The sequence below is a fragment of the Oerskovia sp. Root22 genome (assembly GCF_001429135.1).
Classification (GTDB): Bacteria; Actinomycetota; Actinomycetes; order Actinomycetales; family Cellulomonadaceae; genus Oerskovia; species Oerskovia enterophila.
On sequence record NZ_LMIL01000014.1, the window covers coordinates 115,920 to 132,173 of the forward strand.

Below are 16,254 nucleotides of genomic sequence, written 5' to 3' on the forward strand. Positions count from 1 at the left end.
GGAACCTTGCTCGTGTCGACGTTCGCCATGTATCTCCTCGTGAGCGCCTCGATCAGGCCCTTCGAGGATCTCGAACAGAGCACCGCGGCCAACAAGGCGCAGCTCATCGCCGAGAGGCGTGAGCTCCTCGATCTCGACACGCCCGTGATCATCCGCTACTTCAAGTGGCTCGGTGACTTCGTGACGGGCGACCTCGGTGTCGGCTGGCGCAGCGGCCAGTCGGTGTCGAACCTGCTGCACGGAGCGGTGCTCTCCACGATCCAGCTCGTGGCCGCCGCGACCGTCCTCGCCATCATCTTCGGTGTCATGGTCGGGATCGTCAGCGCGCTGCGCCAGTACAGCACCTTCGACTACCTCACGATCTTCGTGTCGTTCGTCCTCTACTCGCTCCCGGCGTTCTGGGTCGCGGTCCTGCTGAAGCAGTGGGGAGCCATCGGCTTCAACGACTTCCTCAAGGACCCGTCGAACTCGCCGGTCGTGATCGGGGTCGCGGGGGCTCTGATGGGCCTGCTGTGGATGCTCGCGGTCGGAGGGAACGCAAGACGCCGTGCCATGACGTTCGGCATCGCCTTCGTCGCGACCGCCGGTGCCATGCTGTATCTCCAGCTCTCGAACTGGTGGCTCAAGCCGAACCTCGGTCCGCTGATCATCCTCGTGACGGGCACCGCCCTCGCGTTCGCGATCACCGCACTGACGTCCGGGCTCAAGAACCGCCGCGCGCTGGGCGCCTCGTTGACGACGGTCGTGCTCGGCCTCGCGCTCTACTACCCGTTGCAGAGCTTCTTCCGTTCGGTCGCGTTCAACTGGTGGATCGTGCTCGGCCTCGCTGTGCTGGCCGTCGTGGTGGGCATCGCCGTCGGCTTCCTGTGGGGCGGTCCCGACAAGGGCATCTCCGCTCGCGCAGCCGGCATCACGGCGTTCCTCGTCGCGGGCATGATCTTCGCCGACAAGGTCATGTCGGTGTGGCCCGCGTACATGGCGGCCCCGGCGATCAACGGGCGACCGATCGCCACGATCGGCTCGAGCACGCCGAACCTCGGCGGCAACTTCTGGGTGCAGACGCTCGACACGTACACCCACCTGCTGCTCCCGACGCTGGCCCTCGTCCTGATCCAGTTCGCCGGATACACCCGCTACTCGCGGTCGAGCATGCTCGAGGTGATGAGCCAGGACTACATCCGCACGGCGCGCGCCAAGGGCCTGCCGGAGCGTGAGGTCGTCATGCGCCACGGTTTCCGCAACACGCTGATCCCGCTCGCCACGATCGTCCCGATCGACGTCATCACCCTTCTCGGTGGAGCGATCATCACCGAGAAGGTCTTCGCCCGGCCAGGAATGGGAACCCTGTTCCTCCGGGGCCTGGACGGCGGCGAGATCGACGTCGTCATGGCGTACCTCGTCATCGTCGCGGCCCTCGCCATCATTGCCAACATCGTGGCTGACCTCATCTACGCAGCCCTCGACCCGCGGATCCGGGTGAACGCATGAGCAACCAGACTTCTCCCCAAGACAGCGCGTCGAGCATGAACGTGGAGAACCAGATCGAGCTGAAGGACGTCGAGGGCCTCTCGCAGGGGCAGATCGTCCGCAGGAGGTTCTTCCACCACAAGGGCGCGGTCGTCGCGCTCGTGGCACTCATCGCCATCATCGTCCTGGCCATCACCTCGATCGGTGTCGGCGGCTGGACGGGATGGTGGCGCTTCACGCCCAACGAGACCGGTGCCGTGCTCAACGGCGGCGCTCCGAACTCCGTCCACTGGTTCGGCCAGGACGAGGCCGGTCGCGACATCTTCGCCCGCGTCATGCGCGGGACGCAGACCTCGCTGGTCATCATGACGACCGTCGGCCTGATCGCGCTCGTGGCAGGCATCGTGGTCGGCGCACTCTCGGGCTATTACCGCGGGCGCACCGACTCGTTCCTCATGCGCTTCACCGACCTGATCATCACCATGCCGGTCATCGTCATCGGTGCGGTGCTGGGCATGCTCTCGGGCGGGAACAACGCGATCGTCTTCGGGGCGTTCCTCGGCCTGATCCTGTGGCCGCCGCTCGCCCGACTGGTGCGAGGTGAGTTCCTCTCCCTGCGTGAGCGTGAGTTCGTCGACGCCGCACGGGTCGCCGGGGCCAGCAGCGGTCGGATCATCTTCAAGCACATCCTGCCGAACGCCGTGGGCGTGATCATCGTCAACACGACGCTGCTGCTGAGCTCGGCCATCCTCCTGGAGACGTCGTTGAGCTACCTCGGCGTCGGTATCCAGCGACCGGCCGTCTCGCTGGGCCTCCTGATCAGCGACTACCAGGAGGCGTTCGCCTCCCGGCCGTGGCTGTTCTGGTGGCCGGGTGCCTTCATCGTCGGGATCGCGCTGTGCGTGAACTTCATCGGTGACGGTCTGCGCGACGCGTTCGACCCGCGCCAGAAGAACATCCCGTCCGAGCGGAAGATGGCGCGCGCCGAGCGCGTCGAGCGACCCAAGCCGTCCACGACCGGTGACGCGCTCCCCGAGCCGGGAGCGTCGTGATCCCGGCGCCGGGCAGCCTGTCAGGTGGTGACCGTGAGAACCACGGCCACGACCGCCAGGCTGCCCAGCGCGGCGAGCTCGACCACGTTCCAGGTCGAGCTCGCCTCGGGGGCGTCGGTGCGGGGCGCGGACAGGTAGCCGGCCGCGGTCAGCGCTTCGTGCCGCTCGACGATCGCGGCAGCGACGACCTCGGCGCTGGCCCCGCCCACCCGGGTGCTTCCCGGGTCGGTGGGGCGGCGACGCCAGTTGCGCAGCCACTGGCCGCTGCTGCTCGAGCGCGGCGCGGCCCACGCGGTGACCTTGCCGCCCGCGTAGTCCACCTCGAGCGACCACTGGGTGCGTACACCTGTGTACGCGGGCCACGGGACGTGCACCGAGCGCACCACGTTGCGGACCTCGATCCCACCGTCCGACACCTCGACGCGCGGACGCCAGAACAGCATCCACACGAGGCACGTGACCAGGGCGCCCACCGCCAGGGTCGCCAGCGCGGCGCCCAGGTCCTGACCGACCTGGACGACGGTCGCCAGGACGGCGATCACCGCCGTCGCGGTCGTCAGGACGCGTCCGTACATCGAGCAGAAGACCTTCGTGGGACCCATGTGCCCATGTTCCCAGAGTTGCGGCGTCACGAGCGCCGGCACTCCCTCCAGCAGGAAGGACACTGATCATCGTGGCCATCGACACGTCCTCCGAGACGCAGTTCACTGCGACCGGAGCCCCTGTCCTGTCCGTCAAGGGTCTCGGCGTCGACTTCTTCGTCGACGGCGCCTGGTACCCGGCAGCAGCGGACATCAGCTACAACCTCTACGCCGGTGAGGTGCTGGCGATCGTGGGCGAGTCCGGCTCGGGCAAGTCCCAGTCGTCGCTCGCCCTGCTCGGTCTCCTGCCGCCCAACGGTCGTGCTCGCGGGAGCGCCAAGCTCGGTGAGCGTGAGCTGATCGGGATGTCCCACGGTTCGCTGCGCCACGTGCGCGGCCGGGACATCTCGATGATCTTCCAGGAGCCCATGACGGCGCTCAACCCCGTCTACACGGTGGGGTTCCAGATCGTCGAGACGCTCCGGACGCACTTCAACGTCGGTCCGTCCGACGCGAAGAAGCGCGCGATCGAGCTGTTGCGCCTCGTCGAGATCCCTGAGCCGGAGCGTCGTTTCGACGCCTACCCGCACCAGCTCTCGGGCGGTCAGCGCCAGCGCGCGATGATCGCCCAGGCCCTCGCCTGCGACCCCAAGCTCCTGGTCGCCGACGAGCCGACGACGGCACTCGACGTGACCGTCCAGGCGGAGATCCTCAAGCTCCTGCGCGACCTGCGTCATCGTGTCGACGCCGCCATCATCCTCATCACGCACGACATGGGCGTCGTGGCCGACATGGCCGACACGATCATGGTGATGAAGGACGGTCACGTCGTCGAGCGCGGGACCTCGGCCGAGGTCTTCGGGGCGCCGAAGCACCCGTACACCCAGCGACTGCTCGACGCGGTGCCCCACCTCGGGACGAGCAAGCCGGCCGCGGAGGTCAGGGACCGGGTCGCTCCGGCGGCCGTCGTCGACCGTGACGTGGTCCTCGAGGCCAAGGACATGATCATCGAGTACCCGGGACGTCGGCGTCAGCCGGTCTTCCGTGCGGTCGACCAGGTCTCGTTCTCGCTGCGTCGCGGCGAGGTCATGGGTCTCGTCGGGGAGTCGGGCTCGGGCAAGACGACCATCGGTCGTGCCGTGGTCGGTCTCCTGCCGGTCACCGCTGGTGAGCTCAAGGTCGCCGGCACCAACATGGTCGGCGTCTCGCCCAAGCAGCTGCGTCCGCTGCGCAAGGACGTCGGGATCGTGTTCCAGGACCCGGGTTCCTCGCTCAACCCGCGCCTGCCCATCGGTGAGTCGATCGGCGAGCCCCTCATGCTCCACAAGGGCATCAAGGGCAAGGCGCTGAGCGCCGAGGTCGAGCGTCTCCTCGACCAGGTCGAGCTGCCGCGCGCCATGCGCAACCGCTACCCGCACGAGCTCTCGGGCGGTCAGCGCCAGCGTGTGGGTATCGCCCGGTCGCTGTCGCTCGAGCCGAAGATCCTGGTGGCGGACGAGCCGACCTCGGCCCTCGACGTCTCGGTGCAGGCCAAGGTCCTCGACCTCTTCAAGGACCTTCAGCGCGAGCACGGCTTCGCGTGCCTGTTCATCTCGCACGACCTAGCGGTGGTCGAGATGCTCTCGGACCACATCGCGGTCATGCACCAGGGCAAGCTCGTGGAGGTCGGCTCGACCGAGCAGATCATCCACTCGCCGCGCGACCCGTACACGCAGCGGCTGCTCGCTGCCGTCCCGGTCCCGGACCCTGCTGCGCAGAAGGTCCGTCGTGAGACGCGCGACGCGCTGCTCGTGGCGGCCGCGAAGGACATCGACAACGACGAGGCCGCGCAGGTGGGCTCGCTGGCCCGTGCCCAGGTGGGTCAGATCGACCAGCTCGACAGCGACCGGATCCCGCCGTCGAACCAGTAGCACCCGTCTGGCCCTGCCGATCGGCAGGTGAGATGCCCGACGACGGCACGCGCCGTCGTCGGGCATCTCGCGTCTGGGGGCAGGGGAGCGGGGTGTGACGGAGCACCCCCTCCACGCACTGGCCTGCACCCGGTAAGATAGCCGTGCCCGGACGACGGCGCGCGCGTGCTCTGCGCGGGCGGCGCCCGTCTGCTGGCCACCAACTCCGGGGCGGAAACCTCCGTCGCTTGCTCCTCTCCCGAAATGAGTTCTGTATGTCTGTGCGCTCTGACCTGCGCAACGTGGCGATCGTCGCCCACGTCGACCACGGCAAGACGACCCTGGTCGACGCGATGCTGCACCAGTCCGGCGCCTTCGGCGCTCACGCGCACGTCGACGAGCGGGCCATGGACTCCGGTGACCTGGAGCGCGAGAAGGGCATCACGATCCTCGCGAAGAACACCGCCGTGCACTACGCCGGTCCGGCGGCAGTCGAGGCCGGGCACCCGGAGGGCATCACGATCAACGTGATCGACACCCCGGGCCACGCCGACTTCGGTGGTGAGGTCGAGCGCGGCCTGTCCATGGTCGACGGTGTCGTGCTCCTGGTCGACGCCTCGGAGGGCCCTCTGCCCCAGACGCGCTTCGTGCTGCGCAAGGCGCTCGTCGCCAAGCTCCCCGTGATCCTCGTGGTCAACAAGACCGACCGCCCCGACTCGCGCATCGAGGAGGTCGTCGCCGAGGCGACCGACCTGCTGCTCGGTCTCGCGAGCGACCTCGCGGACGAGGTCCCCGACCTCGACCTCGACGCGATCCTCGACATGCCCGTCGTCTACGCCGCAGCCAAGGTCGGGCGCGCCTCGACGGTCCAGCCGGCCGACGGCTCGGTCCCGGACAGCGAGGACCTCGAGCCCCTGTTCAAGGTCATCCTCGACAAGATCCCGGCCCCCACTTACGAGGAGGGCGCGCCGCTCCAGGCGCACGTGACCAACCTCGACGCGTCGCCGTTCCTCGGCCGCCTCGCGCTGCTGCGCATCTTCAACGGCACCATCCACAAGGGCCAGACCGTGGCGTGGGCCCGTGCCGACGGCACCATGCAGAACGTCAAGATCACCGAGCTCCTCGAGACCAAGGCGCTCACCCGTGTGCCCACGGACTCGGCGGGCCCGGGCGAGATCGTCGCCGTCGCCGGCATCGAGGAGATCACCATCGGTGAGACCCTCACGGACCCCGACGACCCGCGTCCGCTGCCGCTCATCACGGTCGACGACCCGGCGATCTCGATGACGATCGGTATCAACACGTCCCCGCTCGCGGGCAAGGGCGGCAAGGGCCACAAGGTCACGGCCCGCCAGGTCAAGGACCGCCTCGACAAGGAGCTCATCGGCAACGTGTCGCTGCGCGTCCTGCCGACCGAGCGTCCTGACGCGTGGGAGGTCCAGGGTCGTGGGGAGCTCGCGCTCGCCATCCTCGTCGAGCAGATGCGTCGTGAGGGCTTCGAGCTGACCGTCGGCAAGCCGCAGGTCGTCACCAAGCAGGTCGACGGCAAGCGCCACGAGCCCATGGAGCGCATGACGATCGACGTGCCCGAGGAGTACCTGGGCAACGTCACGCAGCTCCTCGCGCAGCGCAAGGGCCGCATGGAGACCATGTCGAACCACGGCACGGGCTGGGTCCGCATGGAGTTCGTCGTCCCGGCTCGAGGGCTCATCGGCTTCCGCACGCGCTTCCTCACGGACACGCGCGGCACGGGCATCGCGTCCTCGATCGCCGAGGGCTACGAGCCGTGGGCCGGTCCCATCGAGACCCGCGTCAACGGTTCGCTCGTCGCGGACCGCTCCGGTGTGGTGACGCCGTTCGCGATGATCAACCTGCAGGAGCGCGGCTCCTTCTTCGTCGACCCCACGCAGGAGGTCTACGAGGGCATGATCGTCGGCGAGAACTCGCGCAACGAGGACATGGACGTCAACATCACCAAGGAGAAGAAGCTCACGAACATGCGTGCCGCGTCGAGCGACACGTTCGAGAACCTCACCCCTCCGAAGCACCTGACGCTCGAGGAGTCGCTCGAGTTCGCCCGCGAGGACGAGTGCGTCGAGGTCACCCCCGAGGTCGTGCGCATCCGCAAGGTCATCCTCGACCAGACCGAGCGCGCCCGCGCGTTCTCCCGCGCGAAGAAGTCCTGAGCGCCGGCTCAGCCGTCCGCCTGAGCGTGCAGCCCGTGCCACCGGTCCTCGTGACCGGCGGCGCGGGCTCCGCGCTTCCTGCCCCTCTGGAGAGCGCATGAGGACCGAGCCGGTCCGGCCCCGCGGCGGGTTGCTCGCCGTGCACGCCCATCCCGACGACGAGACCCTCGCGACCGGCGCGCTGCTGGCGACCTGGGCGGCGTCGGGCGAGCCCGTGACGCTCGTGACGTGCACGCGCGGCGAGCAGGGCGAGGTGATCGGCGCCGAGCTCGCGCACCTCGAGGGCGACGGTCCGGCCCTCGCGGCGCACCGTGAGGGCGAGCTGGCCGCCGCGCTGGCGAGCCTGGGCGTGTCCGACCACGTGTTCCTGGACCAGGTCGAGCCCGGCGAGCCTGGCACCTCGCCGGCCCGGGTCGGTGAGCGTGCCTTCCGCGACTCGGGCATGGCGTGGGCCGCGCCGGGCATCGCCCGGGCAGCGGCAGAGGCGGACCTCCCGGACGGGGCGCTCGTCGGGGTCCCGCTCGACGAGGCGGCGCGGCGCCTCGCGCGCGTGCTGCGCGAGCGGCGCCCGCGCGTCGTGGTGACGTACGAGCCGTCGGGCGGCTACGGCCACCCGGACCACGTGCGGGCGCACGAGATCACGGTCCGCGCGATCGAGATCGCCCGGGATGAGGGGTCCGTGGGGCCCGACGGCGGAGCGTCGGCCCCGGAGGCCGTCGGGGTGGGCGGTGCTCGCGCAGGCGACCCGTCGGCCGGTCACGACCTCGAGCTGTGGCAGTCGGTGGTGCCCGCCGAGGTCGCGCGAGCGGCTCGTCGTGAGCTGGCCGTCCTGCCCGGGGTCGCCACGCTGCGCGCCGAGCACCCGGAGCTCACGCTGCCGGATCCCGACGAGCCGCTGCCCCCCGTGGCCAAGACCGGTCTCGAGGAGGTCGTCGTGGTCGAGGTCCGGCCGGTGCTCGGTGCCGTGGTCGGTGCCTTGCGTGCGCACGCGACCCAGGTGCAGCACGTCGGGGTCGCGCTGGGGAGCGGCGACGGGGACCCGACGGGGGAGGGGGACCAGGGTGGTGCCGCGGAGGTGCTCGGCTGGTACGCGCTGAGCAACGACGTCCTCGCTGCCCTTCCTTCACGCGAGTTCTACACGGTGACCTCGGAGTCTGCGGGAGCCTCTCGCACGTTCACGGGAAATGATCAGACAGGACCAGTAGCGTGGACGTCGTGAAGAAGACCGGAACCCGTCGCCTGACGCATGCGCTGCTGTGCGTGCTCCTGGGCCTCGTCGTGGGCATCGTCGGCACGGTCATGCACCGAGTCGTGGTGACCGACCACCTCCTTCCCGTGGGGGTCGTCGTCGCGCTGCTCGCGGTGCTGGCCGCCGGGACCCTCGCGCGGGCCTGGGCCGGCTACGCCGGGGTCGTGGGGTTCGCGATCGGATGGGTCGTCGCCGTCCAGGTTCTGTCGATGCGCGGTCCGGGCGGTGACCTGCTCGTGCCCAACCAGACCGTCGGGCTCGTGTGGGTCTACGGCGGGATGCTGCTCGTGGCGGTGTCCGCCTTCCTGCCGGCGTCCTGGTTCAGCGACAGGCCCGTGCGTGCCGTCGCCCGCGCGAGCGACGAGTCGTCGCAGCCGCAGATCACCACGGGATCTTCACCCCGGACAACCACCGGACACTTCGGTACAGACGCATAGAATTGCCCCCGTGCGGGCTCCCGCATCCCCCCACTTTCGTCGCGGCTCGACCGCGCACCCACATCATCACGGAGACAGTCGATGGGACACCCGACCGAGCGTGAGAACGCGCCCGACCCGAGCCTGAGCGACGGGACTGCGACTCCTGTGGAGTCAGGAGCCCCGGTCGCTGAGTCCGTGGCAGCCCCGGCAGGGGTGCCCGGTGCGGCCGACGCTTCGGCGACCGAGGCCTCCGCGGCCGGGTCGGACGCGGAGACACCCGAGGCCGAGACCACCGCCTCCGGTCCGGAGGTCGTCGAGCCTGCGCACGAGTCGGCTCCGGTCGAGAGCTCGACGTCGAGCGGGCAGCCCGCGCCGAGCGCCGTCGAGGACCAGGGCGTATCAGCTGCAGACACGGCACCCCCGGCCGAGCAGCCCGCTGAAACGCTCGGCGCGGAGGGCGGCACGGCGGAAGCGGTCGCGGATGCTTCGCCGGTCGTCTCCGACGCAGAGCCGATCGCGGCGTCCCCGCAGGTCGCTCCGACCGAGCCCGCGCCTGTCACCGAGGAGGTCGTCCCCGCAGCGGTCGCTCCCACGAGTGAGACGCCCGAGCCGGTCGTTCCCACCCCCGAGGCCGAGGTCTCGGCTCCCGCCCAGGCCGTGGTTCCTGCCGCTCCTGCGCCGACCGAGCCGGCAACGGTTGGTGCCGCGGCCACCGTGCCCGAGGGGGCAGGCGAGCTGACGCCCTCTCCTGAGCCGGTTGTGGCTGCCGAGCCGGTTGTGGCTGCCGAGCCGGCTGTCGTTTCCGAGCCGGCTGTCGTTGCGGAGCCGACCGCCACGCCTGCCGCGGCACCGCGCGGCCCGTCCTTCGACGATGACGACGACGTCCCCTACTCGCCGCGGGTCTTCGCGTTCGATCAGTCGGACGCTGCCACGGAGGCGGAGGCTGCGGAGGCGCCGACCGGCGCCGCGACTGAGGTCCTGCCGCCCGTGGCGGACGCGCCGGCACCTCCCGTCGCCCCCGCACCTCCCGTCGCCCCCGCACCCCCCGTCGCTCCCGCAGAGCCCGTCGCGCCTGCCGTGCCCGCCGCCGCTGCGCCCGAGGCGCCGACCGCGCCCGTCGACCCGGCGCCGACCGCGCCCGTCGACCCGGCCCCGGACGCCCAGGCGACCCAGGTGATCGCGCCCGTTCAGGACGTCCCCGAGGTGCCCGCCACCCCGGTCGAGGCGTCCGCGGACTCCGAGGCGCCTGCTTCACCCTTCGCTCCGGCGACGTCCGCGTGGACGAGCGCTGCGACGTCGGGCCCTGCGGCGACCCCCGCCCAGTCCGCTCCTGCACGCACGTCCGTCACCTCGGCGTTCACGCCCGTCGGGGCGTCGGCCCCTGCGAACGTGGAGCCGCCGGCCGACGACTCGCCGCTCGCGGGCCTGTCCGGTGACAAGGCGCCGAGCCGACTGCCCAAGGTCGCCCTGTGGGCGGGTATCGGTGTCGTCGTGCTCGGTGGCCTCTACACGGGTGCCCAGTGGTTCTACTCGGACAAGGTGCCCCCCGAGACCACGGTGGCAGGCGTCGAGGTCGGTGGTCTCGACCGGACCTCTGCCGTGGCAGCCCTCGAGAAGGGGCTCTCGGGACGTGCCCAGGAGCCGATCACGCTCCAGGCCGGCGAGGCGACCACGACGCTCGACCCCGCAGCCGCGGGTCTCGCGTTCGACGCTCAGGCGACGGCCGACGAGCTGACGTCCTTCTCCATGAGCCCGGTCCAGCTGTGGAAGCAGCTCTTCGGTGGCGAGGAGGAGCTGCCCGTCACCACGGTCGACAAGACCAAGCTCGCGGCCCAGGTCGCGGAGATCGAGGCGAGCCTCAACCTCGAGCCGGTCGACGGTTCGGTCGTGTTCACCGACGGGCAGCCGACCGCGACGCCGGCCCAGGACGGCGCCGAGGTCGTCACGGACGAGGCCACCACGATCATCGAGTCGTCGTGGCTCACGGCCGCGCAGCCGCTCGAGCTGCCGACCGACCCGATCGCCCCGGCGATCACCCAGGCCGAGACGGACGTGGCGCTCGCACAGGCCACGACGCTGGTCTCCGCACCGGTCACGGTCGAGGTCGGCGGACAGCGCGCCGAGCTGAGCCCGGCCGTCCTTGCCGAGGCCGCGGCCTTCAACGCGGCGGACGGCTCGCTCCAGCTCACGTTCGACGGGGCCACGCTCCTCGAGGCGGTCGTCGACGGGACGGACGACCTGCTCAACGAGGCGGCCGACGCCAAGTTCGTCTTCGTCAACGGCGCTCCCGTGATCGAGGGCGGTGCACCCGGGACGACGATCGATCCCGCGGCGCTCAGCGCAGCGGTCGCGACCGCCGGGGCAGGCACCGAGCGCACGGCGACCGTCGAGCTCGTCGAGTCGGACCCTGCACAGTCGGTCGCCGCGCTCGAGGCCCTCGGGGTCAAGGAGAAGGTCTCCGAGTTCTCGACGCCCCTGACCAACGACGCCCAGCGCACCGAGAACCTGCGCGTGGGTGCGAGCAAGGTCAACGGGACCCTCGTGCTGCCGGGCGAGACGTTCTCTCTGACGGAGACGCTGTCGCCGATCACCAAGGCCGGGGGCTACTTCTCGGCCGGGATCGTCCAGGACGGCAAGCACGTCGACGGTATCGGTGGCGGCCTGTCGCAGATGGCGACCACGACGTACAACGCCGGGTTCTTCGCGGGCCTCGACGACGTGGAGCACCGCCAGCACAGCTACTGGTTCACCCGCTACCCGGCGGGGCGCGAGGCGACCATCTTCGTCGGCTCGATCGACATGAAGTTCAAGAACGACACGCCCTACGGCGTCCTCATGCAGTCGTGGGTCGGGGGCGGAGAGCTGCACGTCGCGATCTGGAGCACCAAGTACTACGAGGTGCAGACGAGCGAGGGCGAGAAGCGCAACGTCGTCCAGCCGACCACGGTGACGCACTCGGGCGCCGACTGCGTGCCGCAGCCCAAGGGCAACCCCGGGTTCACGATCACGACGCCTCGCAAGGTCCTGCTCGACGGCAAGGTCGTCAAGGACGAGAAGAACACGTGGACGTACAAGCCGGACAACCAGGTCGTCTGCGCGCCCTGACGTGCTGACCGGCTGACCTCGCACCAGAGGTCGGCCGGTCGCTGTCGGGCGCGCGGCAAGGCGCCAGGCACCATCACGGAGCGGGTCGTGGCCACCAGGCCGCGGCCCGCTCCGTCGTGGTGCGCACCGCGCCTGTCACCGCACGTGAGGTCGGGGGCGCACGTGATCCGTGACGTCTCACGGGGTCCGGCGCCCGCCGCCAGGACGTGCCCCCGCGGCTAGACTGCTCGGCGGACGCTGACCGGCGCTGCGCTCGCGCAGCCACCCCTCGAGGCAAGGCAGAGACACTCGATGCTCGGACGTAGTGAACGCGAGTCGGGGGCCCACGCGCGGCTCGCGGCGCAGATCGCGAAGTGGCACGGCGCGGACGGTCTGCCCGCGGGGACCGGCGCCGACGACCTGCTGGACCTGGGGTCCACGACGTCGACCCTGGCGACGGTCGCGAGCATCGACGACCTGGCGGCCGTCATGCACATCGGGCACCCTGCCCAGCCGTCGCACGACCTCGAGCGGGCGCTCCTGGCCGCGTCACCGTCCCTCGTCGTGACGTCTGCCGTCGCGGTCCCTGCCCAGTGGGTGTGGGTCGGTCGGCCCGGGCAGGCCACGGGCAGCGTGGTGGTCGACGAGGCCGGCATGCGCGACTGCCGTCACGTCCTGCGGACCCTGGGCGCGAACCCCCGCCTGGTCCCGTCGCGGACCGCGCTCGACGAGCGCATCGCTCTCTCGGGCCGGGACGGGACCCTCGTGGTCGAGCGCTCGGAGATCCCCGCCGGGTGGGCCGAGATCCCGGGCAGCGAGCAGCTGAGCGCGGGTGCCCCGATCTGGTACGGGCTCGTCGAGGCCAGGCGCCCGGCGCCCGTGGTCGAGGGGCAGGCGCAGGTGTGGTTCGCGTTCGGACCGCGCGACGACCACAGGGGCTCGCTCCAGCAGACGCTGTCGGTCATCGCGGAGAGCGGGATCGACATGCAGCACCTGCGCAGCCATCGGTCGCTCGCGGGGCCGCACATCTTCTTCTCGTCGTTCTCGTGCCCCGACGCGTCGGTGCTGTCGTCGCTCGTGACCGAGCTCGCGGCGCGCGACGTCGCGCACCGGGTCCTCGCGGTGCTCCCGGGACGTGACTTCCTGCCCGGTCCGGACGCCCTGGTACCGCAGTGGGCGCCGGAGCACGTGGGCTCGTGAGCCGGGTCGCCTACCTCGGGCCGGAGGGCACGTTCACGCACCAGGCCGCCGTGGAGTGGGTCCGGTCCCAGGGACAGCACGCTGCGGGTCCTGCAGCGCCCGGCCCCTCGGATCGCGCCGAGCACCCTGGTGGCGCGCCCGTCGAGCTGGTGCCCGCCCCGGCCGTGACGGACGTCTACGCGGGGGTCGCCTCGGGGGACTTCGACCAGGGGATCGTCGCGATCGAGAGCTCGGTCGAGGGCTACGTCGTCCCGTCGCTCGACGCGATCGTGGGCAGCGAGGACGTCGTCGCGATCGACGAGGTGGTCCTGGAGATCACGTTCGACGCGTTCGTCCGGCCGGGCCACGGCGACCTGACCGAGGTGACCGCGCACCCGCACGGCCTGGCGCAGTGCCAGGGCTTCGTGACGCGCTCGGGGGCGCTGCCGGTGCCGGCCGCGTCCAACGCGTCGGCCTGCCGGGACGCGACCGTGCACCAGGTGGCGCTGGGCCCGAGCATCTGCGGCGAGCTCTACGGCCTGGAGCTGCTCGAGGCGGGCGTCGAGGACTTCCACGGCGCACGGACCCGGTTCCTCACGATCGTCCGGCGGGACCGTGCGCGCGACGCGCTCGCGGCGGCGCGGGCCGCGGGACCCGCACAGTGGCGCACCATGCTCGCGCTCACGCCCCTCGTGACAGGACCAGGGGTCCTGGCGCGCATCACGCAGGCGTTCGGGGGGGGCGGGGTCAACCTGTCGAGCCTCATCACGCGTCCGCTCAAGGCGCTCGAGGGCAAGTACGTGTTCGTCCTGACGGCTGACGCGGCACCGTGGGAACCGGCGGTGCGGAAGGTCCTCGAGGGTCTGCTGGCCGCGGGGGACTCGGTCAAGACGCTCGGCGTCTTCCCGGCCCGTGGCGAGCTCGACGAGGCGCTCTCGAGCGACCACGTCCCGGTGGGGTCGGTAGGGGCGGGCGCTGGAGCCGACGAGCTGGACCGGGGGCTGCTGTGGGCATGACGCGGCCGACCGTCGCAGTCCTGGGCCTGGGGCTCATCGGTGGGTCCCTGGCCCGGCGGCTCGTGGCCCAGGGGATCGAGGTCACGGGGTACGACTCCTCGGCCGCGACGCGCGCCGAGGCCGCGACGGCCGGGATCCTCGTGGCGGCGGACGTCGAGGCCCTGTGCAGCGCTGCCCCCGACGTCCTGGTCCTCGCGGTGCCGTTGCGGGCCATGCGTCCGGTGGCCACCGAGGTCGCACGCCACGTGCTGGCGACGACCCTCGTCACGGACGTCGGGTCGGTCAAGGGGCCGGTGCGCGACGTCCTCGACGCGTGCGGGCTGGGGGAGCGCTACGTCGGTGCGCACCCCATGGCGGGTACCGAGCAGTCGGGCTTCGGGTCTTCCTCGGCGTCGCTGCTCGACGGCGCGCGGTGGGCCGTCACGGTCACCGACCGCACGCGGGCGGACCTGCTCGCTACGCTGCTCGCGCTCGTGACGGGCCCCGCGGGAGGGAGCGCCTACGTCCTGACGGACGAGGTGCACGACGAGGCAGCGGCGCTCGTCAGCCACGTCCCGCACGCGTTCGCGATCGAGCTCCTGAACCTGGTCTCGGCAGCCCCGGTGCGAGACGTCGCGCTGGCGCTGGCGGCGGGCAGCTTCCGGGACGGGACCCGGGTGGGCAGGACCGATCCGCGCCGGACCGAGGCCATGCTCGCGGAGAACGCGGGGTGGGTCGCCCCGGCCCTGCGTCTCGCGGCACGGGACCTGGAGGCGCTGGCCACGGCGCTCGAGGCCAACGCCTCGGCGTCGGAGTTCTTCGACCGGGCTGACGACGTCCGGGCGACCTGGCAGCCTCGCGGCCTCAGCGGGTCGTCCTCGGGGTCCTCGGCGAGCGGTGGGTCGGGGGAGCAGCTGACGGTCGACCTCGCGGAGCCCGACGGTCCCGCGGAGCTCGTCGAGCTCTGCCTCGCGGGCTGGGCCGTCGTCTCGGTGCAGGACTCGCTCGTGGGCCTGCACCGGTAGACCCCGGCCGTCGGCGGCACGGGGCCGCCGTGGAGCCGTTGCCCTGCGCCGCCGAGAGCTGGTCCCGGTTTCGCGGGCCACCCGCCGTGCCAGCCCGGGTGCCGCTCGCGCTGCCGGTGTCGGGGGTCCGTGGAACCGTGGGAGCCATGGAGATCACACGGTTGCAGCCGGCCGGGCTCGTGGTGAGCCCGGCGTTCAGTCATGTCGCGATAGTCCCCGCGGGGGCCGCGACCATCTACGTGGGCGGCCAGAACGGCGTCGACGACACGGGCGCGGTCGTCTCGGACGACGTCGTCGAGCAGTCGGTCCGGACGATCGACAACGTGAGCATCGCGCTCGAGGCGGCGGGAGCCTCGCTCGCCGACGTCGTCCAGTGGACGGTCCTGCTGGCCGCCGACGCGGACCTGGGCGCGGCCTACGGCGCGATCGCGCCGCGGCTGGCGACCTCCGGGGCGCCGCCGCTGGTGACCGCAGCGCGGGTCGCGGGGCTCGGGGTGCCGGGAGCGCTGATCGAGGTGAGCGCGATCGCCGCGGTCGTCCCGGGCTGAGGGCCGGAGCCGGCCCTGACGGCAGGGCCGGAACGGGCCCGTGCGCGGGGTTCTGCCCGGTGCCGGGCTCAGTCGACCGGCTGACGGGGCAGCCGGCGTGGCGGCCTCGGGGGGATGCGCTTGGCCGCGACGAGCTGGTCGGCGGGGATCGTCACCTCGACCGCCTCGCGCGATCCGCCGGCGTCGGTGCGGACCGTCACGGACCGGCCAGGCACGGTCGACAGGACGATCCCGATCACGTCGGTCACGGTCTTCGCGGCCTCGTCGCTCGCCGCGTCGCGCGTCGCGCGCGACTCGGCGGCGCTCAGGCGCCGGCGGAGCACGACGCGCGTGCCCGCGGGCCAGGCGGCCCAGTCGGGGTCGACGGCGGGGAAGCGGTGCGGGGTGTTCACAGCAGTCGTCACGCTCACTTGGTCGGCGGGTGGCCGGGATGTCCGTCTCCTGAGAGATACTAGGGGGAAGTGCCCTGTGCAGAAGGTGGAAGGACCTCCGACGTGACGTACGTGATTGCTCAGCCTTGTGTGGACGTGAAGGACAAGGCGTGCATCGAGGAGTGTCCGGTGGACTGCATCTACGAGGG

13 protein-coding genes and 1 pseudogene are annotated in these 16,254 nt (G+C 71.4%); 12 read left to right on the top strand and 2 right to left on the bottom strand.

Annotated features, from left to right (window positions below):
- Nucleotides 1-12 precede the first annotated feature (12 nt).
- Entirely contained in the window at nt 13-1,488 is a 1,476-nt protein-coding gene (locus ASE15_RS20020; RefSeq protein WP_369800652.1) for an ABC transporter permease subunit, read from the top strand.
- Nucleotides 1,485-2,519, top strand: coding sequence for an ABC transporter permease (locus tag ASE15_RS20025; RefSeq protein ID WP_056654573.1), 1,035 nt, complete (start codon nt 1,485-1,487; stop codon nt 2,517-2,519). The genes ASE15_RS20020 and ASE15_RS20025 overlap by 4 nt, the downstream gene beginning before the upstream one ends.
- A gap of 20 nt (nt 2,520-2,539) precedes the next feature.
- Here the strand turns inward: ASE15_RS20025 and ASE15_RS20030 are convergent, their stop codons facing one another.
- Nucleotides 2,540-3,121 carry a PH domain-containing protein gene (locus tag ASE15_RS20030; RefSeq protein WP_056765503.1) on the bottom strand — a complete coding sequence of 194 codons (582 nt, stop codon included), beginning with the start codon at nt 3,119-3,121 and terminating at the stop codon, nt 2,540-2,542.
- Nucleotides 3,122-3,192: 71 nt separating this feature from the next.
- Here ASE15_RS20030 and ASE15_RS20035 point away from each other — a divergent pair, with 71 nt between their 5' ends.
- The 9 genes from ASE15_RS20035 to ASE15_RS20075 all read left to right on the top strand — a co-directional run bounded on the left by ASE15_RS20035 (nt 3,193) and on the right by ASE15_RS20075 (nt 15,674).
- On the top strand, nt 3,193-5,010 hold the full coding sequence (locus tag ASE15_RS20035) for an ABC transporter ATP-binding protein (RefSeq protein ID WP_056654575.1): 1,818 nt from the start codon (nt 3,193-3,195) through the stop codon (nt 5,008-5,010).
- Nucleotides 5,011-5,264: 254 nt separating this feature from the next.
- Nucleotides 5,265-7,175, top strand: a complete 1,911-nt coding sequence (typA, locus tag ASE15_RS20040) for a translational GTPase TypA (RefSeq protein WP_056654576.1) — start codon at nt 5,265-5,267, stop codon at nt 7,173-7,175.
- A gap of 97 nt (nt 7,176-7,272) precedes the next feature.
- The gene (locus ASE15_RS20045; protein ID WP_056765505.1) at nt 7,273-8,394 is read left to right on the top strand and encodes a PIG-L family deacetylase; all 1,122 of its coding nucleotides are present in this window, start codon (nt 7,273-7,275) and stop codon (nt 8,392-8,394) included.
- Nucleotides 8,391-8,861 (top strand): DUF6113 family protein, encoded by a 471-nt coding sequence (locus tag ASE15_RS20050; RefSeq protein WP_200955991.1) that lies wholly within the window; start codon nt 8,391-8,393, stop codon nt 8,859-8,861. Before ASE15_RS20045 ends, ASE15_RS20050 begins: the two co-directional genes overlap by 4 nt.
- An 81-nt stretch (nt 8,862-8,942) precedes the next feature.
- Entirely contained in the window at nt 8,943-11,948 is a 3,006-nt protein-coding gene (locus ASE15_RS21650; RefSeq protein ID WP_235534609.1) for a VanW family protein, read from the top strand.
- Between the two features lie 291 nt (nt 11,949-12,239).
- Nucleotides 12,240-13,127, top strand: coding sequence for a hypothetical protein (locus ASE15_RS20060; protein WP_056654578.1), 888 nt, complete (start codon nt 12,240-12,242; stop codon nt 13,125-13,127).
- On the top strand, nt 13,124-14,122 hold the full coding sequence (locus ASE15_RS20065) for a prephenate dehydratase domain-containing protein (RefSeq protein WP_082618648.1): 999 nt from the start codon (nt 13,124-13,126) through the stop codon (nt 14,120-14,122). Before ASE15_RS20060 ends, ASE15_RS20065 begins: the two co-directional genes overlap by 4 nt.
- Complete coding sequence (locus ASE15_RS20070; protein ID WP_056765570.1) at nt 14,119-15,126, top strand: prephenate dehydrogenase/arogenate dehydrogenase family protein; 1,008 nt, start codon at nt 14,119-14,121, stop codon at nt 15,124-15,126. Before ASE15_RS20065 ends, ASE15_RS20070 begins: the two co-directional genes overlap by 4 nt.
- 146 nt (nt 15,127-15,272) lie before the next feature.
- Nucleotides 15,273-15,674: a RidA family protein gene (locus tag ASE15_RS20075; RefSeq protein WP_056765515.1), complete on the top strand. Its 402-nt coding sequence runs from the start codon at nt 15,273-15,275 to the stop codon at nt 15,672-15,674.
- Between the two features lie 68 nt (nt 15,675-15,742).
- Here ASE15_RS20075 and ASE15_RS21655 read toward each other — a convergent pair whose 3' ends face one another.
- Nucleotides 15,743-16,078, bottom strand: coding sequence for a hypothetical protein (locus ASE15_RS21655; protein WP_235534610.1), 336 nt, complete (start codon nt 16,076-16,078; stop codon nt 15,743-15,745).
- A 90-nt stretch (nt 16,079-16,168) separates the two neighbouring features.
- Here ASE15_RS21655 and ASE15_RS20560 point away from each other — a divergent pair.
- Nucleotides 16,169-16,254, top strand: a pseudogene (locus tag ASE15_RS20560) (ferredoxin); the annotation flags it as partial.

What these genes read in the sequence shown, in the direction of transcription:
- ASE15_RS20025 (WP_056654573.1), top strand. Translation starts at nt 1,485, where the DNA reads ATGAGCAACCAGACTTCTCCCCAAGACAGCGCGTCGAGCATGAACGTG.
- ASE15_RS20030 (WP_056765503.1), bottom strand. Translation starts at nt 3,121, where the DNA reads ATGGGTCCCACGAAGGTCTTCTGCTCGATGTACGGACGCGTCCTGACG.
- typA (WP_056654576.1), top strand. Translation starts at nt 5,265, where the DNA reads ATGTCTGTGCGCTCTGACCTGCGCAACGTGGCGATCGTCGCCCACGTC.
- ASE15_RS20045 (WP_056765505.1), top strand. Translation starts at nt 7,273, where the DNA reads ATGAGGACCGAGCCGGTCCGGCCCCGCGGCGGGTTGCTCGCCGTGCAC.
- ASE15_RS21650 (WP_235534609.1), top strand. Translation starts at nt 8,943, where the DNA reads ATGGGACACCCGACCGAGCGTGAGAACGCGCCCGACCCGAGCCTGAGC.
- ASE15_RS20060 (WP_056654578.1), top strand. Translation starts at nt 12,240, where the DNA reads ATGCTCGGACGTAGTGAACGCGAGTCGGGGGCCCACGCGCGGCTCGCG.
- ASE15_RS20070 (WP_056765570.1), top strand. Translation starts at nt 14,119, where the DNA reads ATGACGCGGCCGACCGTCGCAGTCCTGGGCCTGGGGCTCATCGGTGGG.
- ASE15_RS20075 (WP_056765515.1), top strand. Translation starts at nt 15,273, where the DNA reads ATGGAGATCACACGGTTGCAGCCGGCCGGGCTCGTGGTGAGCCCGGCG.